Here is a 20,674-nt window from a genome sequence, read left to right as displayed (position 1 = left end):
GAATGCCTGACATTGAGCGAGAACCGGCAGTGACATCGAAATGAGAAGTGACAGCCGTTGCACCGTCCGCACGGATTGAGGAGTGCGGTCCGGAAATGACTTACGTTCAAAAAAGGGGCACCGACCGGTAATTGTCGGCTGGACTATGTGGTTCGGAAGCTGCTCGTCTATGGCTAATATGGAAACGCGGAGCCGGACTGACGTTCGAGTCCGGTCTCGCGCGCCCTGCCTGCTGCGCTGTGTGCACCACACCCTTGGTGCCCCCGTGGTGCAGGGGCGGCACGTCGGCGTGACCTGACCCGGCCCGCGCTCGCACCGTCTGCCCCTTCCTTTCCCTTCCTGCCGCCCTGGTACGTCCCTGACGCCTTGGCCTGCGCAGAATTCCCGCTCCGGCGCGCGAGTCTTCCCGGAATCCCTCTCTTGTTCGTACCCGGCAATGGATCCTGTGTGTCTTCCCCGCATTTTGAGACCGACAAAGAACCGTGTATTCCCGTCCTCTTCCCGGACGGGCGCCAGGAGGAGCTGGGGTGGCGGGACGTGCTGCTGCGCGCCCACCTCATCAAGGACCTGGCACTTCCCGTCCCGCCGGCGGCATCAGTCGTCTTGCGCCTGCTCGTGGTGATGGCCGCACGGGTCAGCGGCCTGGACGCACGAGGACAGCGGCGCATGACGGCACGTCAGTGGGCTGCCCGCCGAAGGGAGTTACTGGCGCATCCCGCCGGGTTCGACCCCGACGCCGTTCATGCCTACTTCGACACCTACATCTGGGACCTGTTCCACCCGGAGCGGCCGTTCCTGCAAGACCCGAGACTGGCCAGCCAGTGCCCGCAACGTGCCGGCGTCAACAAGCTGGTCTTCGGCCGCCCCGAGGGCAACAACCTTTCCTGGCTCAGCCCGCACTCCGACAGCGCCCCACAGCCCGTGCCCAGCGCCCAGGCGCTGTGGCACATGCTCGTCCACCACTACTACGGCGCGGCCGGCCAGTGGTCGGTGCGCACCGTAGGCGACCGTTCCCTCAACCGGGCCAAAGCCGGCCCGCTGCGCTCGAGTCTGTCCTTCCACCCTCTGGGCCGGACCCTGTACGAGACCCTTCTGGCCGGCATCCCCAAGCCCGACCCGTCCTGGCCGGACGCAGTGGACCACTGCCCGTGGGAGGAGCCGCTGCCCCACCCCGACCCCGACGACGACGGTGACCCCGTCGAGGGCCCGGACCCCGATGCCGCGCCGCCGCCGGTGTCCTCACCGGGCCGTCTGCTGACCGGCCGCTCGCGTCACGCCGTCCTTCTCATCCCGGCGCCGGACGGACGCCACGTGACCGACGCCTACCTGACCTGGGCCACCCAGAAAAAACTCCCGGCCCTCGACCCGTACCTCATCCATCACATCCACGCCGACGAACCGGTCACCCGGCGCCACCGACCACGCCGCGCGGACGCCGACCGGGCCCTGTGGCGCGACCTGGACGCGCTGCTGCTGGCGGGCGACGAGGACGACCGCAAAGGCACCCAGGCAAAGAGCGGCAAGGGCCGCTACACCGTCCAGCGCCCCGACGCCTTCACGACCCTCAACGACCTGCCCCCCGACCTGCGCGCCGCCCTGCGGGTGCGGGTCTACGGATTCGACCAGGACGGCAAGACCACCAACCGCACCTGGTACACGGCCCTGACCCCACCGATCTGGCCCTGGATGCAGGAATGCGACCCGGCCGCGGCCGAGCGGATCGCCGCATGCCGCAAGGCCGCCGAAGAGATCGGCGCCCACCTCGACCGCCTCTCCCAGGACGCCTGGAAGCAGACCACCAACTCCGGCAGCCCCCGCCACCTGCCGCCCTGGACCCGCAGCGCCCGCACCTTGTACTGGCCCCGCGCCGAGGCCACCTTCTGGAACCTGCTGAACGAACCTGCCCGCAGCGCCCGCGCGGCGTTCGCCGCGGACGCCATCGACGCCCTGCGCACCGCCACCCGCCCGGCGATCGCCCAGCACTTCCGCGCCGCCGAAGCCGTCGCCACCGCCCTGGCCCAGCTGCGCCTGCGCAGCCGCTGATCCTCCCTCACCACATCCATCTGCCCACTGTTTCTTGCCGTCTTATCGGAGGCTGTCGCCCCTATGCCCGTCACCACCGCGCAGCGCCGCGCCCACTACGACGACTTCGTCCACCAGGTCATCACCCTGTGCGCGGTCAACGGCATCCGCGCCGACCTCAACTCGGGCTTCGGACGGTCCGTCGCAGAGTGCTCCCGGATGCCAGAGCACCTCACCCGGCACATCGCCGGCTTCGGAGCCCGCCGCGCCCACTACACCGTGGCATCACTCATCGCCCTGCACCGCGACCTGCCCCACGAAGAAGGCCCCTACCAGCCGGAGCAGCCCGCCCCCGGCAAGGACCAGGACGCCACCACCACACCGACCGCGAACACAGCTCCGGCATCCGACCCGTCGGGTCCGGCAGCGGCGGCGAGCACGGCTGAGCGGCCCTGGCGCCGCCGTCCCGATCTCGGCACCCACCTCGCCATCGCCGTGGCCCGCTACGGCTTCAAAGAGGCCACCATGACCAACCGCGTCAAAACCCTCACCCGGCTCGACACCTCGCTGCTGCACCCGCGGCTGTGGACGCTGACCGGCCACCTGAACAGCCGCGGCGCCGCCCGCCTCGACTTCGCCGTTCTGCTGGAGGACCTGGCCTGGTGGGACGACGACCAGCTCGAGGTAGCGGCCCGCTGGCGCGAGAACTACTTCCTCACCCTGCACACCATGACGTCCAAGGAGCAGTGACATGACCGCCTACGCGCCCGCCCGCTACGCCGACTTCCACATCCTGCACCCGCTGCCCGCCTCCCTCCTCAACCGAGGAGAGGACGACCTGCCCAAGACACTGCTGCTGGGTGGCGTGGTCCGGGCCTTGGTGTCCTCGCAGTCCTGGAAGCGGGCCGTGCGCCTGCGCCTGGAGGACGTCCTGGACGAGCACGCCGCCCGCACCCGCATGCTGCCCCTGCGGGTGGCCGATGCCCTGCGCGCGGTCGGCTGGCCCACCGACCTGGCCGCCTTCGCCGGAACCCAGATCGTGCGCTCGGCCACCACGGAAGGCCTCAAGACCGAGGAAAATCAGCGAGGCATCACCTCGGCCACCCTCTACCTGCCGCGCGACGTCCTCGACGACCTCACCGACCTGTGCACCGAACACCGCCCGCACCTCGAAGAAGCCCTCGCCAAGGAAACCGCCGCACAGACCGCCCCGGCCAAGGGCACCCGCAAGAAGCCCAAGGCGGAGGCCGTCCTGCCCACGCCCCGGGTTGCGTCCGTGATCCGCCGGCGCACCGCGACCATCAACCTCTTCGGCCGCATGCTCGCCGAGGTGCCCGACGCCCACGTCGACGGCGCCGTGCAGATGGCACCCGCCTTCACCGTCCACGCCAGCTCACCCCAGCCCGACTACTTCACCGCCGTCGAGGACTGGGCAGCCCCGAACGAGGCCGGCAGCGCCCACCTGCAGACCGCGTTCTTCACCACCGGCCTGCTCTACCGCTACGCCACGGTCAACCTCACCGAACTGACCCGCAACCTGAACGGCGACCACGACCAGGCCCTGCACCTGCTGGGCCTGGTCGCCGACGCCTTCATCGACGTCATGCCCGGCGCGAAGAAGACCTCCACCGCCCCGCACACCTACCCCCACCTGGTCCACTACACGATCCGCGACCGCCGCCCCGTCTCCTACGCCGCCGCTTTCGAACAGCCCGTCAAACACGCCCCCGGCGGTGGCTACACCGCCCCCGCCATCACCGCCCTGTCCGAGCACGCCGCCGGGCTGAACCGGCTGCTGGGCACCCGCAGCCTCGTCGGCTGCGGCTACGCCACCCTGCACCCCGGTCCCGTCGACCACCTCGGCACCGCCCACGCCGGCCTCGACGACCTCATCGACGCCCTCACCAAAAACGCGGCCCTGCCCACCGGGACCCGAGTATGAACGGCATCCTGCTGCGCCTTGCCGCACCACTGATGTCGTTCGGAGAACACGCCGCCTTCCACTACCGCGACACCCTCCCCTTCCCCTCCCGCTCGGCCCTCATCGGCCTGTTCGCCGCCGCCGACGCACGCCCCCGCAACGAAGCCCTCGCCCCCGACCCGGACACCGGCCAAACCCCCTACACCGAACTGACGTTCACCGTCCGCATCGACCGCCCCGGCACCCGGCACACCGACTACCACACCGTCGGCGGCGGCCGCCCGCACCGCCAGGGCCTGCGCACCAGCAGCGGCGCCTACCGCCCCCGCGAGAAGTCCACCCTCATCACCGAACGGGTCTACCTCGCCGACGCCGTCTTCACCCTCGCCGTCCAAGGACCCGACCCGTTCCTGGAACACCTCCTGAAGCGGCTCGAACAACCCGCCTTCGGCCCCTACCTCGGCCGGCGCGCCTGCCTCCCCAACGAACCCCTCGTCCTCGGCGGCCCGCACGCCGACCCCATCGGTGAACTCCTCCACCACGTCCCGCTCAGCCTCACCACACCACCCCGCGCAGGCCAGGCCACCGTGCCCGTCGCCTTCGTCTGGGAACACCCGCCCTCCCACGTGCCGGCCGCGCACAGCGAACGCGAAGTCGCCGACGTCCCCCACGACTTCACTCCCACACGGCGCTTCCACAAGATCCGCCGCACCTGGCACACCACCGAAGACCTGCCCGCCGCCCTGTACGCCCCACCCCCCGCACTCACCGAACTGACCGCCTACATCCACCAGGACCCCACCCCGTGACCAGCACCCCAACCGCCGCCCTCGCCACCACAGCGACACTGACCCGCATCCGCCTCAACCGCCGCAGCCCGGCCGCCCGCCGTGACCTGGCCGACGCCGTCAGCCTGCACAAGAGCGTGATGCTCCTGGCCCCCGACGACCTCGGCGAAAACCCCCGGCAGCAAGCCGGCCTGCTCTTCCGCCTGGAAGACGCCACCGACGACACCCCACCCACCCTGCTCGTCCAGTCCCACCAGCCGCCCGACCTCACCCGCCTGCCCCACCACTACGGCACCGCCGAAACCCGACCCCTGCACCCCATGTTCCAGGCCCTGACCCCCGGCCGAGCGGTGCGCTACCGCATCACCGCCAACGCCAGCGCCGCCCGCCGCGTCCTGGACGACCACCACCCCGTCGACAACAAGCACGGCAGAAAAATCGTCGCCCTCTACGGCGACGACGCCCTCGACTGGTGGCAGCGCCGCGCCCACCAAGCCGGCCTCACCCTGGCCACCACCGACATCACCCCCGCCCGCTTCCCCCGCACACGCCACCACGCCGCAAAGCCCGGCGAACAAGCCCACTCTCCCGGCCCCATGCACGCACTGACCCGCTTCGACGGCCTGGCCACCATCACCGACCCCGACCAACTCAGCCACGCCCTGCTCACCGGCATCGGCCGCGGCAAGCCCTACGGCGCCGGCCTACTCACCCTCGCCCCCGCCTGACCCACCCGCGCCCCGACGTGCGCCACCCCAAGAAAGACCCCGACGCATGCCCGCAACACCACCACCCGACGGCCCCTACGACACAACCTCCCTGCGCGCCGCCGCCGTACGCCGCCTACTGCGCCTGCGTAATGCCGAACGCCTGACCCACTACGACGTGCGTACCGTCGCCGCCGCCTTCACCGTCCACTGGCGCACCGTGCGCCGCTGGATGGACAACGCCACCACCCACAACGGCACCTACACCCCCCAAGGCCGCCGCCACTTCACCCTCACCCCGGCCATGCACGAAGCCCTGACCCGATGGAACGGCAACGCCGCAGCCACCTACCGCGAACTCGTCGCCGACGGCATCTTTGGCAACCCGCCCCGTGTATCCCAGGCAACCTTTTACCGCGCCGTAGACCGGGAACTCACGCCCGGCCAGCGTGCCGCCCTCAGAGGAGGCGAAGCCGCCCGCCGCCGACACGACGTGCACGCCCTGCGCCCGCACGGCAACCGCAACGACGTCTGGGAGACCGACCACGTCGAAGCCAGCGTCTTCGTCAACATCGACGGCCGCCGCCGCAAACCCTGGATCACCTGGTTCATAGACCACACCACCGCCGTCATCTGCGGGCTGGCCATCACCCCCCACCAGCCCAGCCAGGACGCCATCCTGGCCGCCGCCCGCGACGCCATCCTCTGCACGGATCACCACCAGCCCTTCGGCGGCATCCCCCGCAAAATCCGCACCGACCGTGGCCGCGACTTCCTGGGCAGGTGCGTGGACGAGGCGTTCAAAAAGTTCGGCACCGAACTGATCGTCCTGCCGCCCTACAGCCCCCACCTCAAAGGCACCGTCGAAGCCATCAACGGCGCCGCCAAGCACATGCTGTTCAAAGGACTGCCCGGCTACGCCCACACCCCCCGAAGCCGCCGCGACCGCCGCGGCCAGCCCCTGTGGGCCCTTAACGAACTCCTCGACTACGAAACCTTCGTCACCGTCGTCCTCGACTGGGTGGACTGGTGGAACAACGACCACACCATCGCCCGCCTCCACCGGCGCACCCCCGCCCAGGCCTGGCACGCCGACCTCACCCCCATCGACACCCTCGACCCCGCCGACCTGCACACCTACACCCTCACCGACGCCGGCCCACCCCGGAAGATCACCAGCAAGGGCGTCCGCTGGAAAAGCGCCTACTACGTCGGCGACTGGATGCACGGCCACTCAAGCGCCGGCGAGATGGTCCGCCTGCGCCACGAACCCCACCACTACCACCGCGTCGAACTCTACGACGCCGACACCCTCACCTACCGCGGCCCCGCCTTCCGCAGCGACGAAATGAGCCCCCGCCAAGCCCGCGCACTGCACAACGCCCGCCGACGCGAAGCCGACCGCTACGCCGCCAAAGCCCGCCGAGCACGCAAAAACGCCACACCCCGCTACGCCGCCACCAGCGTCGCCGCCGCGCCCGAACCCCTCAACCGGCTCACCGCCAGCCAGGCAGCCGCCCAGCTACGCCAGATGCAAACACCGGAAGGTCACCTGCACGCCGAGGCCCGGCCCGACCTCCTCAACTGGCCCCAGCCCGAGTCCGCCCGCTGGACCAAGCCCCGGCCCGGCCCCAAGCCCCAGGACACCGAGTGACCCACCCGACGACCACGCCCGAGAACCAGCCGACCGCCGGCTCGAACTACCACTACATGGGCCTGCACGGTGCCCGCGCCATGCTGACCCAGGCCAGCGCAGAGACCTACGCCAACCTCGTCACCACCCTCAACGCCGACGCCGGCAAGGGCGCCATCATGTGCGTCCACGGTGGCGTCGGCCTGGGCAAGACCTTCGCCGTCAACAGCCACCTCGACGATCTCGCCCCCCACACCACCCTGCGCATCAAAGTCGGCTCCGCCAAAATCCAGGCCCTGCGCGCCGCCCTGTACAAGAAGCTCGACCTCCCCGGCGAGGCCCCCCTCAACAGCACCCGCTGCGAAGCCATCCTCAGGGAAGCCCTGTCGGAAACTCCGCGTGTCCTGGTCGTCGACGAAGCCCAGTGGCTGGACACCCGGGCCTTCGAATTCATCCGCGAGCTCTGGGACGACGAGGACACCCGCCTCGCCGTCGTCCTGGTCGGAGCCGAAACCTGCTACCAGAAGATCAAGAATCGTCCGGCTCTGGACTCCCGCATCCTCGTCTGGCAGCGCTACAAGCCCCTCACCCCGGCCGAAGTCCTCACCGTCATCCCCGAATACCACCCGCTGTGGGCGGACGTACCCGCAGACGAACTGCTGTGGATCGACGACGTCGCCTGCCACGGCAACTTCCGCCAGTGGGCCAAAATCACCTACCTGCTCCGGGAACAGCACGACGGCCCTGACTCGAAGAGAGCCGGTAGTACGGGTCCAGCGAACCCGCCCCCGCCGCATAGCGCGGCCACACCGCTCCCTCCCTATAGCCGGGACCTCGTGCGCGCCGTCCTCAGCCGCCTCGACCCCACCCAACGTCACACCGACTGAAGCGCTGCCCGGCGTCTGGGCGCATCCGCACCGCCACCGGAGCCGGCGGTGCGGCACCGGCAGCCACCAGCGATACGCCACGCCCGGTGACCCACAACGTGGGGGAGCGGCTGGCACATCCGCCCTCCTGGAGGGGCGGACAATTACCAGCCCGCCCAGCCAACGACACCGCGGCAGCATGTCGCCGCCGCGTGGCATCGCTCGGTGTGCCTTCTGGACGACGTTGAGATCTGGACCGCCCGTGGGACGACCGCGGGTGGGCCGCACACTCTCGGCAGCACGCAGCCCTATGTCACAACGAGGCGCTCTGTTTGCTTATGGAGGGGGAGCGCGGCGTGACGGACGCCGTCCTTGGACACAGGGCTGGGGTATGGATCCCATGACGACAACGGTCGCGGCGGGAGCCGCCGCAGGCGGCTACATCCTGCGTCTTGGCCATCGCGGGATCAGGCTCCGCGCGCAGATCCGGCGCGCCGAACTCCACCAGCACGGTCTGTCGGAGCGCACCCGGTCACTGCCGCCGGGTAGTCGGCTCATCGAGAAGACCACGTATCACGACGTCGATATCTTGATCGGCGGCCACGCTGCCGGCCGCGGGGCGAGGTGATGCACGACATGGCCATCGAGCAGCCGCCCTTTGAGCGGCACCATCGCCTCGCGGGCGAGGACCCACGCGTGCAGCTGCTGGTCGCCGGATTCGGCGGCGGCCCGGGCGGCGGTCGCGAACCAGGCACGGGCCTTCCGGCGGCTGCCCAGATCGTGTAAGACGATCGCGGTCATCCCGGCCATCTGCCCGGCCGCCCGGCACAGCCTGGCCCGGACCGGTGCGGGCTGCGGGACGGTGAGCAGCGGGCGCAGCGTCGTGAAGTCGGTGACCAGGTCGGCCAGGACGCAGGTGGGTGCCTGTCCGTGGTAGCCGTATCCGTAGCTCTCGGCTGCGGCCTCGAGGTCGGCCAAGTCCTGGGGAGTATCGGGGGAGAGGGGCTGGTCGACGTCGGTCCGGGCGGCGGTGAGCGCGGCGAGGGCCGGAGCGGTGAGGCCGGCGGCGAGCGCGCCACGCAGCAGGTTGCGGCGCTTCATCGAATCGTCTCCATGGTCGGACTCCGTGCTGAGAACGGGGGTGTCCTCCCAGGGGTGCGCAGCAAGCCCCAGTAGGGCACCGGGAATGCGCAGTCCGCCGGCGATTCGCTCGACAGTCGTGAGAGCGGTGACAGCTGTGGTGTCCCGGGCGATCTGGCTGACCCGCTCGGCTTTCAGCGCGCACGCTTCGGCGATCCGGTTGAAGGAGATCCCCACGTCGTGGGCCAGGGCGAACACGGTGGTGAAGTCCCGTTCGCGCAGGGCCCGGACGAACGCCGGGTCGGCTAGCAGACGGCGCGGCACTTGGGCGGTGACGGCGGTAAGTCGTCCACAAATCCCCTAGAACTCTTGTGGAATGACAGTGCGTCAGCCCCACGACCATACCCATCGTGGGGCCCCGTCACGGAGTTATCGCCCGTGTTGTTCGCGGCTGCGGCTATCCAGGCCCGGCCACCAGCCCCGCAGGAGGATTCCATGCAGAGTCCTGCCACGCCCCCGCCCGCCACGTCCGGGCCGTCGACGGGTGGCCTGGTCCGCTCCCGCCGGTCGATCGTCGCCGCCTGGGGCCCCGCAACGCCATCGCCTCGGACGGCGGCGGCACCGGCAAGAGCGACGGCAACGACTGACGGACCGGGAGCCCTGACGCGATGACGCGCCTGTCCATCGCGGCGTGCCTGGGCGAGGACTTCCTCGCCCAGGCACTGCACCGCGAACACCGCCACGTACCCGTCGCCCTCGATGTCGCCGGACTGATGACGTGGGACGACCTCAACCAGATCCTGGCCGCCCACCGCATGGAGCCGCCCCGGATGAGGCTGTCCCGAGACGGCGAGACGCTGCTGGTCGGCGGCTACACCACGCCGGTGGCCACCCGCCGCCACACGGTGTGGTACCGCCTGCACCCGGCCGAACTGCACGCCCGTCTTCAGGAGGGCGCCTCGCTCGCCCTGGACAGCGTCGACGAACTCCACCCGCCGATCACCCGCCTCTGCGAAGCGATCGAGCGCGAGCTGCGCACCCGCGTGCAGGCGAACCTCTACGCCTCATGGAGCGCCACCGAGGGCTTCGGCATCCACTGGGACGACCACGACACGGTCATCGTCCAGCTGGACGGCGCGAAGCGGTGGCGGATCTACGGCACCACCCGCCCGTTCCCGCTGTACCGCGACATCGAGGACCCGGGCGAGGCGCCCACCGAGCCGGTCGCCGACCTGATCCTGCACCCCGGCGATGTTCTGTACGTGCCGCGCGGAGTCTGGCACGCGGTCTCTGCCGACCAGGGCACCCGCTCCCTGCACGTCACCTGCGGCCTGCAGACCCACACCGCGACCGACCTGATGACAAGGGTGTCCGAGCAGCTGCTCACGCACGAGGACTGGCGGCGCGACCTGCCGCTGCTCGCCGCGCCGGAGGTCAAGGCCGACGCCGTGGACCAGATGCGCAAGCGGCTCGCCGAACTGCTGGACGATCCCGGGCTGATCGCCCGCTACCGGGCGGCGATGGACGGGCAGGCCGTGGGCCGGATGGTGCCGAGTCTGCCGTACATCTACACCGTCCCCGTCGACGGCGGTCTGCGGGTGCGGCTGACGACCGCCGTCGCGGTGCTGGACGTCGGCGAGGACACGGTGACGCTGTCCGCCGTCGGGAGCACGTTCGAGTTCGCGCCCGAGGCGGAGGCGGTGCTGCGCCCGCTGGTCGACGGCCGGACCGTGGACCTGGCCTCGCTCGCCGACACCGCCAGCCTTCCCCTGGAGGACGTCGCCGCCCTGGTCCAGGAGCTCGTTGCCGGGCAGGCCGCGACGGTGGGGAGCCTGCTGTGACCGCACAACTCGCCCTCGGTACCTACCGGTGCCAGGCGGTCCCGGAGGCGGCCGTCCGTGCGGCCGCCTCCGGCGCGTGGATCGATACCGCCCCCAACTACGCCACCGGCCAGGCGCAGACCCTCCTGTCCTCGGTCCTGGCAGCCCACCCGCACGTGCGCATCTCCACGAAGGCCGGGTTCTTCACCGCGGCCACCGGCGCCGACGCCGTGAACGACGGTGCCCTCACCGAGGATCAGGCCGTCGCCGGGCACAGCCTCGCCCCCGACTACGTGCGCTGGCAGATCCGCCGCAATCGCGTGCAGCTCGGGCGTGAGCGGCTGGACCTGGTCCTGCTGCACAACCCGAGTAGGCCCACCCCGGCGACAGTCCCGCCCTCCACCGCGCGATCCGGGACGCGTTCGAGGTCCTGGAAGAGGAAGCGGCGGCCGGGTGCGTGGCCGGGTACGGGGTCGCCACGTGGGCGGGCCTGGAAGAAGAGGCGTTCACGGTGGGGGAGCTGCTGGCTCTGGTGCAAGCCGCTGCCCTTCGGCAAAGCGGATCTTGTGCGCGGGTGACCACTCCTGCTCTCCGTCCGACCCACTGGGGGCCGCCCGCCGTCCTCATCCCCGATGTCGGTCCCGACTGCTGTCAGTCCTGCCTGCAACACTGGGCACAGAGCACACAAGTACGGGGAGGGGTCGTGGCTCGGCGCAGCGCATTCCACCAACCGGAGCAGCTTTTGGCGCAAGGCCAGAAGACCGCGTCCTTATCCCCTGGGCACTACGGCCAGCCGGAGACGGCCGGGGAGTGCACCCTCACCGCGCAGGACATCGAGAACGATCACGCGAGCCGGTCCCGATACCTTCGCTACCTGACCGGCATGCTGTCCAAGCCCGCCCCAGCAGCACCGGGCAGTCTCGTTCCCCGCGTGATCGTTCAGTTCTGGGACGACGGCGCGCACATCCCTGCCGACGTCGGCGAGTGCATGACGAGCTGGAGAGCGCTGGAACGCCAGGGCTTTCAACGGGAGGTTTACGACGACGCCTCGGCGCGCTCGTTCATCCGTTCCCAGTTCGGGCACCCGCACACGGCCGCCTTCGACTCCTGCAGCCACCCTGCGATGCGCAGTGACTACTTCCGGCTGTGCTACCTCGCCCGAAATGGCGGCTTCTACGTCGACGCGGACGACGTCTACCAGGGCACCGACTGGACCCCTCTGTTCCGCGACGCGCGGCTGCGACTGCAGGCCCTGTGCTACGACACCGCTACCGACACCATGGTCGACCCGCGGCAGGCCATGGCGGCCGACGGCCACAGCGGCACATTCATCCATTACGTGAACAACAACCCGATCATCGCGCGGGCCGGGCATCCCGTCGTCGTCGCGGCGCTCGAGGCATCCACGGCCGCGCTCCTGGCTCACCCCGGCGGCCGCCTGGACATCCAGACTATGACGGGGCCCGGCAATCTCACCGTCGCACTCGCCCGGCATGCGCTCCAACGGGAGCGGTCCGCCCAACCCATCGACGTCGAAATCCTCCTGGACTGGGACACCGTAGCCGTCAGCCGGTGGCCGCTCAGCTACCGCGCAGATGAACGCAATTGGCGCTTGTGGAGCCAGCAGCAGTGACCACAGGGCCGCAGGCCCGGTGCCACCACAGACCGTTCGAATCGCAAAGGCAGTGTCTGCCCGCCCATGAACATCAACTCTCTGCACGGCCTCTCTGTCCCCTTGCGCGACCACGCCCGTTACCGCACCAGACGCCTGACCACCCGACGACGCAGCACCGCGTTCTCCTCCGCCCCCCAGAGCCTGGCCATCGGACGCATTTACGTGATCAACCTCGACCGTGCTCAGGAGCGGTGGAGGACGGTCAACCGTGAACTCAGCCGGTTCCAGGAAGCAGACGGCCGTCCGCTGCACACCCTCGCCAGACGCTTCCCGGCCATCGACGCCCGCCACCTCCAGGGTCCGCCGGCGCCGGAACTCCTCATCCCCACCTACACCCTGGCCGAGCAACTCCAGGTCGACCCGCACCCCCGCCTCACCATGGACGACGCCGCACGCGCCACACGCATCGACATGACGCCGCAAGAGATCGCGGTAGCACTCTCACACATCCACGTCTGGCAGCTCGTCGCCGACGGCAACGCCTCTCACACCCTGATCCTCGAGGACGACGCCTACATCACACGGACCTGCATGTCCGTGCTCCACAACGCATGGAACGATGTCCAGGCGGCCTCAAGTTCGGATCACCCCGTCGACCTCCTCTACCTCTCCTACCAAGAGACCGGTCAGGAAACACCACCACCACGACGCCGCACCGGGCCCCTGCTGCGGCGCCCCACCAGGGGCGTGTGGCAGCTATCAGGCTACGTGCTCTCCCGGGCCGGCGCACGCAAGCTCCTTGACCAGATGCCAGCCCATGGCCCCGTCGATCTGTGGATCAACCAGCAGTTCGACCGCCTGCACGTACAGATGACCGACCGCCCCGTCATGGAGCAGCGCCCCGGCATCACCTCGAGCAACTCCTACTCGGTCATGCCGGTCTTGGCGAAAGTGGGCGCCCTCCGCCGCGAGACACCCCAAACCCTCCAGCGCCGCCCGACACGAGAGCCGGTTCTGGTCGTCGGCGAGCCCGGCACCGGTCTGACCACGGCAGCCAAGGCCCTCTCCGTCCTGGGGCTGCGCTGCGCCAGCGACTCGACGGATCTGCCCTCTCACGAAATTCGAGCACTGCTCCGCGGGAGCCGACGCCGCATCTTCGACGCATATGCCAATATCGGCTCCCTCACTCCGCGCGAGGTCGCCAGCATCGTCTCATCGACCCGGGTGCGTCTCATCGTCACGGCCGCGACGGCGAAAGAGTTGCCGTCCTCGTTCCGGGAGGCGTGGGACCAGCAGCGACCGCAACGCCGGCTCCTTCTGGCCGCCGACGACCCCGACCCCTGGCAGACGCTCGCCCGGTTCCTCGCATGCGACTACCCCGTCCATCCCTGGCCCCGCCAGCCAGAGCAGGGCCAGCGACACCTCACCCCCCGCTCACCCGATGACACGACCGCTTCCGGACGCCCCCTCGCCTGGGACACAAGCCCCTGGATCGTGCAACGCGCAGGCTGGCAGGGCATCGTGCTCAAAACACCCGCCCCGCAGGCCGACGCTGGCCAGGCTGCCCGGACCGTGCTGACGTGGCGCGAAGGTACCCGGCTCGAGGACAGCCACTGGTATCTCAGGCAGGACACCTTTCCCAGCAATAGGGCCCTCTTCCGGCCCGGCAACGCCATCCTGCCGCCGAGCGGACCTGCCACGCTCACGCTCCGGGAGGAGGCGATCAGGGTTCGCGACCTCACTGGTGCCGCCATCGCCAGCCGCCCGTCCTTCACTTACGGCACCTTCGCAGCCCGCCTGCGTGTGCCCGCCGGGTCAGGCCTGGTGACGGGCGTGTTCCTCCACCGTAACGGCCCTCGCCAAGAGATCGACATCGAGATCCTCGGCCGCGACACCACCCGCATGCTCGTCAACGTCTTCTACAACCCCGGTATCCCCGGCACGAAGCTGGAGTACGGCTATCGGGGCACACCTACCGTCATCGATCTCGGCTTCGATGCGTCGGAAAAGTTCCACCATTACGAGATCGACTGGCAGCCCGACCGCATCCAATGGAAGGTGGACGGGACCGTGGTGCACGAGCGGGTGGTGTGGGACCCGACGCCGATCCCCGACCAACCACTCGAATTCAACGTCAACTTGTGGAGCAGCGAGTCCACCGAATTCGCCGGGCCACTCGACAGACGAGCTCTTCCCGCTGCGCTGGAGATCGCGTCACTCGCAGCTCAGGTCTGACCCCGAGACGACAGGAGCACAACTCCCGCACGTCAGGGACCATGACCGTGGTGGCGAGCAGCGGGCGTATGGCCCGTCCGCCCCACGGGTTGGCCGGGATCGGGGCGCGCTGAGCCCGGCCTACGCGCCCACGGTGTACTGGTCGAGGTGCTGTGGCCGTCCGGCGCCGCCCGCGCGTCGGCGGAGCCGGTCCGCCGCCCCTTGCCTCAGTGGAGCCGGTCCAGCAGGCGTACGCGCTCGGAGGGTGCGGGGCGGCGGTGGAGGGGCCGGCGGAGGATGGCGCGCAGCAGGTCCTGCGCACCGCCCACCGTGTTGTCGGAGACGATGTAGTGGTCCGCGGACTGCGGTTGCAGGAACGCGGGCAGGTCTGACGGGGTCCTTCCGGGCAGCACCACGGGCAGCAGCCTGGTGGTCCATGTAGCCCGGTCTGCGTGGAGGTTCTCGCGGATCAGGGCGAGTTCGGACTGAAGTCCGCGGTGCCGCGTGTTGTCGATCTGTCCGTCCCCGACCTTGCGGCACATCGGCGAGGCCACCACGAGGACGAAGTCGGCCTCCCGCACCTGTTCCGCGGCCCATAGGTACCAGTCGCGCCGCCGGTCGGTGTCCCAGCGGTCCAGGACGACGTCGAGACCGCAGTCCCGGGCGAGGAAGTCGGCGAAGAGACGCACCTGTTCAACGTGCGGTTCGTCGTCGTGGGCGTAGGACACGAACACCCGCGGCACGCCGTCGGGGCGCCGGACTTTGGAGTCGCCGCCGCCCCCGCCCCCGGGCGCGGCCTCGACTCTGGCCTCGGTCCCGAGCCCGGTCTCACCTCTGTTTCCGGCTTCGACCCAGAGCCCGCCCTCTACGGCCTGGGCGTCGGCCCTGGTTGTGACCACGGGGACCGCTCGCGGCGCGGGTACGGCCGGTCGCGTGGGCGCTGGCGGCAGGGCGGGCTCCCGCGCTGTCCGCGGCGCGGCGGCGGTGGCGGCCCGCGCCGCGGCGAGACGGAGCGTGAAAGCTGTGGGGACGGCGGTGGGCAGACATCCCATCGCGTCGTCGGGACCGAGGTCGAAGCGAGCCGAGCACACGACGTCGACGGCGTCGCAGCCCTCGGGCACCAGCATCGCGACCCACCCCGAGTAGGAGCCGGGCCGCACGCCGTCGGGTTGTTTCGTGCTGTGCCGCCAGCGGGGTGTCGAACCGCCGATGCCGAAGACGTCGACCACGGGCAGGGCCTCGGGCAGGGCGAACGCTCCCGGCTCTCCGGGCCCGGCAGCCGTGAAGTTGAGCAGCCCGTCGAGGACTACGGTGGATGGCGCCTGCTGCGCCAGCACCGTACGGGGCACGGCGTCCGTCACCACCGCCGCCGAGCCGTCGGCGCAGGACAGCCGGAAGGCGACCTCGAACCAGAGCGGGCCCGGCACGTCCGGCTCCAGCAGCAACTCGTAGGGGAACCGCACGAGATAGGCGTCGTGCCCGGGGAACGCGGGCGGGGGTGGCAGCACCGGATGGATCTGCCGGGCTCCGACTCGAACGGCGCCGATGGGGATGTCGGCTGGCTCGGCGTCGAGCCATCTGCCCGCGCCGTCCGACAGCAGCAGGGCGACGTCGGCCGCGGGGACACCGTCGGCCTCGGGAACTCGGTCGGTCATTGGCTGCTCCTGGAGCGGGCGCACGGGCGACATATCATGCCACGGTCGTCCCGCCGGTTCCGGATGCCCCGGAGGCCGTCAACAGCCCTGTCGGAAACCGCTGTTGACCAGGGATGGTTCAGCGACGGAAAGGCGGGGCACCGTGAACGAGGAGGACGCGGTCGCAGGGCAGCGTCTGCTAGTGGCGGTCAGGCAGCGCATCGCCAGGTTCGGCGAGACCCGGGATTCCGGCCTGTTGACCTGTCCGGAGGCGGACGCCGAGCGGGCCGCTCTCGCCGCCGCGACCGATCTGGAGGCCGATCCCGAATCCCGTAGCGCCCTGGGCGTCCTGCACTGGCTCCGGCACCTGGTCCTGAACCGCGATCCGGACGAACTGGCCCGGGCGGTCGCCCTGCTTGCCCCGCTATGCGAGAGTACGCCGGATCTGGTGCCCGAACCGCTACGCCGGCATCCCGCGCTCTCCCGCTCATCCGCACCGGAGTCGGCGTTCGATCTTCTGGACGTCTACCGGGCCGATGGTGATCCCGCCAGGCTCCACGAGGCTGTACGCCTCCTGCGCCATTCGCTGGAGAAGACGAGCGCGGAGGCGAAGACCGAGGCGGCGATAAAGGCAGGCGCCGGGGAGCGCGCCACCGCGCTCGCCAACCTGGGTGCCGCGCTGCTGATGCTGGCCGACCACACCGGCGAGGGCGACATCTTGGACGAAGCGCTGGCCTGTTGCCGGAAGGCCGTGAAGCTGACTCCCCGCTCCGGTCCCGCCCGTGCGGGACGGCTCGCCAACCTCGCTCAGGCGCTGGCCGCTTCGGGGGCGCACCGGCCGGGGCGGCGCCTGCTGGACGGGGCTCTGGCCGTCATGCGTCGGGCCGTCTCTGAGACGCCCGATGACGCTCCGGAGTTGCCCAGCAGGCTGAGCTTCCTCGCCGACGTGCCGCACGTCTGCTACACGCGCAACGGGGACGTCGGGCTGCTCCATGAGGCCCTGGTGATGACCCGGGCGTCGGTGGCTCCGGGCCCGGCCGGGCCGCAGTCCGACCCCAGGATCTGGACCAACCACGCCGCCGCGCTGAGCGCGCTGCACACCCGTACCCGCGACGCCGACGTCCTCCGGGAGGCCGTTGCGGCTTGCCGCATGGCCCTGGGCCTCTTCGGGCCCCGCGACCCTGCGCGATGCCACCCGGCCGGCAATCTCGCCATGTGTCTGCTCGCCCGGTACGAGACGCTGGGTGACACGGAGGCGCTGGCCGAGGCGGAGACCCTGCTGCGGGACGCCTGCGCGGCGCGGGGTACCGCACCGCCGGTCCGGTTCGCCCTGCTCTCGGGGCTGGGACTGGTGCTGCGCTCCCGCGCCGAGGTGACCGGTGACCCCGACCTCCTCGCCGAGGCCGTCGCCGTCGGCCGGGTGTCGCTCACCGGGCCGCTGAACCCGGCCCACCGGGTGGCGGCCCTCGCCAATCTGAGCCTGTCGCTGCACATGTCGTACCAGGCGACCGGGGACACCGCCCTGCTGGAGCAGGCGGTGGCCCGGGGCGCCGACGCGGTGGCGTCGACTCCGGACGCTCACCCCGACCGGGCCGGCCGACTGGCGAACCTCGGGATCGTGCTGCGCGGCGCGGCGGAGCGGACCGGCGACCTCGCGCAGGTCGAGCGGGGCATCGCAGTGTGCCGGGAGGCCGCAGCCCGTATGCCCGACACCGACCCGGACCGTCCCGCCGTCCTGAGCACGCTCGGGTTGCTGCTGCGGCTGCGCGGGGCCGCCGGGGACGACGACAGCCTGCGCGAGGCGGTGCGCGTGATGACCGAGGTAGCCGACGCCACTGAGGAGGGCGACCCCGACCTGCCGGGCCGGCTGTCCAACCTGATGATCGCGCTGCGCGCCCAGTACGACGCTTCCGGCGCGGTGACGGCCCTGCACGACGCGGTCACGGCGGGGCGCCGGGCGCTGGCCGCCCTGCCGCCCGGCCACGGCAACCGGCCCTCGGTGCTCGCCAATCTGGGGCTCGCCCTGTCCACGCTCGCCTCCCGGACGGGCGACGACCGGACGCTCGCCGAGGCGGCCGAGGTCTACGCGGAGGCGTCCCGCAGTCCAGGCGCCCCGGTCGTGCTGCGGATCTGGGCGCTGCGCGAAGAGGCCAGGATCGTCGCGCAGCGCGGCGATCCGGGGGCCGCCCTACCGGTGCTGGAGACCGCCGTGTCCCTGCTGCCCCGGCTGGCCGGGCGCGCCCTGGACAGGCCTGACCGCGACCACGCGCTGGGGCGGGTCGGCGGCCTCGCGGCGCAGGTCGTCTCGACGGCGGTGGCGGTCGGCCGGGTGGCGTACGGCGTCGGGCTGCTGGAGCGGGCGCGGGGCGTGCTGCTGACCGAGTCGATTCTGGAACGGTCGGCGGACCTGGCGGCGCTCACCGCCGTCGCGCCCGAACTGGCCGCGGAGTTCACGCGGTTGCGGCAGGAGTATGCCGCCGACGCCGGACCGGGCGTCGACCTGTACACCCCCGACGGGTCCCGGGCCGCCGCCGCAGCCACCCGACGGGCCCGGCTGGACGAGCAGTGGAACGCGCTGCTCGCCCGGATCCGGGAGCAGGACGGGATGCGGGACTTCCTGGACCCCGGGCCGCCCGCCGAACCGCACCGCATGTCCGCGGACGGCCCGTTGGTGTACGTGTACGCGGCCGAAGAAGCCGGCGGCGCGGTGATCCTGCCGGCCGGCGCGGGGGCGCCCCGGCACGTGCCCTGCGACGGCGCCACGGCGGCGGCCGCGGCGCACCAAGCCGAGGCGTTCGACACCGCCGTACGCGCGGCCTCGACGGCCGCTGGATACGGCGAACGGCTGCGTGCCCACCGGGAGATGAGCCGGGTGCTGGAGTGGCTGTGGGACACCGTGGCGGAGCCGGTGCTTACGGCGCTGGCGGACACGGACGGGGCGGACGGAGGTGTTGGGGTCCCCGACGGTAGGGACGAGGACGGTACGGTCACCGACCGACTGTGGTGGTGTCCGGTCGGGGTGTTCACGATGCTGCCGCTGCACGCCGCCGGGTACCACCGTCAGCGATCGGGACGTACCGTCATGGACCGAACAACCAGTTCGTACACGCCGACGCTGCGCGCCCTCGACTACGCGCGGAGGGGCGCCGCCCCCGACACGGAGGCCGGCCCGGACGCAGGCGCGGTGGGTGCCCTGCTGCTGGTGTCGGTGGCCGAGCCCCCCGACGCGCCCCCGCTGCCGGGGGCGGAGCGGGAGACCGAGGCGCTGCGGGCGCTGCTGCCCGACTGCACGGTGCTGAGCGCGGCCGACGCCGGGCACGACGCGGTGCTGACCGCCCTGGAGGCACGCCGCACCGTCCACTTCGCCTGCCACGCCGTCGCCGACCCCCGAGTGCCGTCCCGGAGCAGGCTCCTGCTCTGCGACCACCGGGAACGGCCGCTGACGGTCCGTGAGATCGCCGGGGTGTCGAACCCGGCGGGCGCGCTCTGCTACCTGTCCGCCTGTGCCACCACAAAGGCGGCGCCCCGGCTGGCCGACGAGTTTGTGCACATCACGTCGGCGTTCCAACTGGCCGGCTTCTCCCACGTGATCGGCACGCTGTGGCCGGTGAGCGACGTGCACGCGGCCACGGTCGCGACCCGCTGTTACGAAGCCCTGCGGGGGCCGGGGGGAACGCTGGAGACCTGGCGTGCCGCCGCGGCGGTCTCGGCCGCCGCCCGGTCGGTGCGGGACATCATGCCGGGGTCCCCGCTGCATTGGGCTGGCCATGTCCACTGGGGGGCGTGAGGAGGGGTACGCCGCGGCCCGCATCGGCGGCGACGCGGGCCGCCTTCCGCTCCGCTCGCCGCGCGGTGAACTGCCACCGGGCCGAGTCCATGGTGGGAGCAGGCCCGTTCGTAGGAGCTGCTGCAGTCGCGCGCGGCCTCCAGGGCGCGGACGAAGTGACAGGTGGCCTCCCGGGTCCGGCCGTCCTGCGCCGCGAACTCGCCCTGCACGTTCAGCGCCATCGCCGCGTCCAGGTGCATTTCGAGTGTGATGAACAGGGCCAGCGCCTCGGCCAAGTGTTCCTGGGCGGCCTGCCCGAGGCCGGCGGCTCGTTCCATCGCCGCCGCGTCGCGCAGGGCGAGGGCAAGGTTGCGCGGCAGGCAGTTGCCCCGCGGGAACGCGAGGACGGTGTCCTGTTCGGCGACGGCTTCCGCGTGTCTGCCGCGCTGGTACAGCACCCAGGCGTGGTGTGGGCGAGCGCGGTCGTCTCGACGAACGGGTCGCCACCGCGCGCCATAACCTGCTCTTCGCCTGCACTGTGCAACGGCTGGTTCGAGGACAATCCGCGGGAGTCGTACGAGCGCGGGTGGAAGGTCCGCTGGCCGCAG

General features: G+C 71.1%; 14 protein-coding genes. 12 read left to right on the top strand and 2 right to left on the bottom strand.

All coding sequences use genetic code 11. From position 1 onward, the window contains the following. The first annotated feature begins 447 nt into the window (after positions 1 to 447). The 7 genes from casA (at position 448) to ACZ4Z3_RS37060 (ending at position 7,958) form a co-directional block, all read left to right on the top strand. Positions 448 to 2,043 (top strand): type I-E CRISPR-associated protein Cse1/CasA, encoded by a 1,596-nt coding sequence (casA, locus tag ACZ4Z3_RS37090; RefSeq protein WP_468505187.1) that lies wholly within the window; start codon positions 448 to 450, stop codon positions 2,041 to 2,043. 63 nt (positions 2,044 to 2,106) lie between these two features. Then, complete coding sequence (locus ACZ4Z3_RS37085; RefSeq protein ID WP_468505186.1) at positions 2,107 to 2,772, top strand: type I-E CRISPR-associated protein Cse2/CasB; 666 nt, start codon at positions 2,107 to 2,109, stop codon at positions 2,770 to 2,772. Position 2,773: 1 nt separating this feature from the next. Further along, positions 2,774 to 3,964: a type I-E CRISPR-associated protein Cas7/Cse4/CasC gene (gene cas7e / locus ACZ4Z3_RS37080; protein WP_468505185.1), complete on the top strand. Its 1,191-nt coding sequence runs from the start codon at positions 2,774 to 2,776 to the stop codon at positions 3,962 to 3,964. Then, on the top strand, positions 3,961 to 4,752 hold the full coding sequence (gene cas5e, locus ACZ4Z3_RS37075) for a type I-E CRISPR-associated protein Cas5/CasD (protein WP_468505184.1): 792 nt from the start codon (positions 3,961 to 3,963) through the stop codon (positions 4,750 to 4,752). Before cas7e ends, cas5e begins: the two co-directional genes overlap by 4 nt. Then, positions 4,749 to 5,459 (top strand): type I-E CRISPR-associated protein Cas6/Cse3/CasE, encoded by a 711-nt coding sequence (cas6e, locus tag ACZ4Z3_RS37070; protein ID WP_468505183.1) that lies wholly within the window; start codon positions 4,749 to 4,751, stop codon positions 5,457 to 5,459. Before cas5e ends, cas6e begins: the two co-directional genes overlap by 4 nt. A 46-nt stretch (positions 5,460 to 5,505) precedes the next feature. Next, on the top strand, positions 5,506 to 7,092 hold the full coding sequence (locus tag ACZ4Z3_RS37065; protein WP_468505182.1) for a transposase family protein: 1,587 nt from the start codon (positions 5,506 to 5,508) through the stop codon (positions 7,090 to 7,092). Then, complete coding sequence (locus ACZ4Z3_RS37060; RefSeq protein WP_468505181.1) at positions 7,089 to 7,958, top strand: AAA family ATPase; 870 nt, start codon at positions 7,089 to 7,091, stop codon at positions 7,956 to 7,958. The genes ACZ4Z3_RS37065 and ACZ4Z3_RS37060 overlap by 4 nt, the downstream gene beginning before the upstream one ends. 552 nt (positions 7,959 to 8,510) lie before the next feature. Here ACZ4Z3_RS37060 and ACZ4Z3_RS37055 read toward each other — a convergent pair. Then, positions 8,511 to 9,341 carry a hypothetical protein gene (locus ACZ4Z3_RS37055; RefSeq protein WP_468505180.1) on the bottom strand — a complete coding sequence of 277 codons (831 nt, stop codon included), beginning with the start codon at positions 9,339 to 9,341 and terminating at the stop codon, positions 8,511 to 8,513. A 344-nt stretch (positions 9,342 to 9,685) separates the two neighbouring features. Here ACZ4Z3_RS37055 and ACZ4Z3_RS37050 point away from each other — a divergent pair, with 344 nt between their 5' ends. The 4 genes from ACZ4Z3_RS37050 (at position 9,686) to ACZ4Z3_RS37035 (ending at position 14,687) form a co-directional block, all read left to right on the top strand. Further along, positions 9,686 to 10,858, top strand: coding sequence for a JmjC domain-containing protein (locus ACZ4Z3_RS37050; RefSeq protein WP_468505179.1), 1,173 nt, complete (start codon positions 9,686 to 9,688; stop codon positions 10,856 to 10,858). Then, entirely contained in the window at positions 10,855 to 11,415 is a 561-nt protein-coding gene (locus ACZ4Z3_RS37045) for an aldo/keto reductase (RefSeq protein WP_468505178.1), read from the top strand. The genes ACZ4Z3_RS37050 and ACZ4Z3_RS37045 overlap by 4 nt, the downstream gene beginning before the upstream one ends. 125 nt (positions 11,416 to 11,540) lie before the next feature. Beyond that, the gene (locus ACZ4Z3_RS37040; RefSeq protein WP_468505177.1) at positions 11,541 to 12,470 is read left to right on the top strand and encodes a glycosyltransferase family 32 protein; all 930 of its coding nucleotides are present in this window, start codon (positions 11,541 to 11,543) and stop codon (positions 12,468 to 12,470) included. A 66-nt stretch (positions 12,471 to 12,536) separates the two neighbouring features. After that, the gene (locus ACZ4Z3_RS37035) at positions 12,537 to 14,687 is read left to right on the top strand and encodes a family 16 glycosylhydrolase (protein ID WP_468505176.1); all 2,151 of its coding nucleotides are present in this window, start codon (positions 12,537 to 12,539) and stop codon (positions 14,685 to 14,687) included. A 206-nt stretch (positions 14,688 to 14,893) separates the two neighbouring features. On the opposite strand, the gene ACZ4Z3_RS37030 is transcribed toward ACZ4Z3_RS37035, so the two are convergent. Continuing rightward, positions 14,894 to 16,321, bottom strand: a complete 1,428-nt coding sequence (locus ACZ4Z3_RS37030; protein WP_468505175.1) for an SEFIR domain-containing protein — start codon at positions 16,319 to 16,321, stop codon at positions 14,894 to 14,896. Positions 16,322 to 16,463: 142 nt separating this feature from the next. Between ACZ4Z3_RS37030 and ACZ4Z3_RS37025 the strand changes: the two genes are divergently transcribed. After that, entirely contained in the window at positions 16,464 to 20,087 is a 3,624-nt protein-coding gene (locus ACZ4Z3_RS37025; RefSeq protein ID WP_468505174.1) for a CHAT domain-containing protein, read from the top strand. The last annotated feature ends 587 nt before the right edge of the window (positions 20,088 to 20,674 follow it).

The organism is Streptomyces sp. NPDC030296, assembly GCF_055572815.1.
The sequence above is the reverse complement of the archived record's forward strand: the minus strand, read 5'-3'. Positions and strand labels throughout refer to the sequence as shown.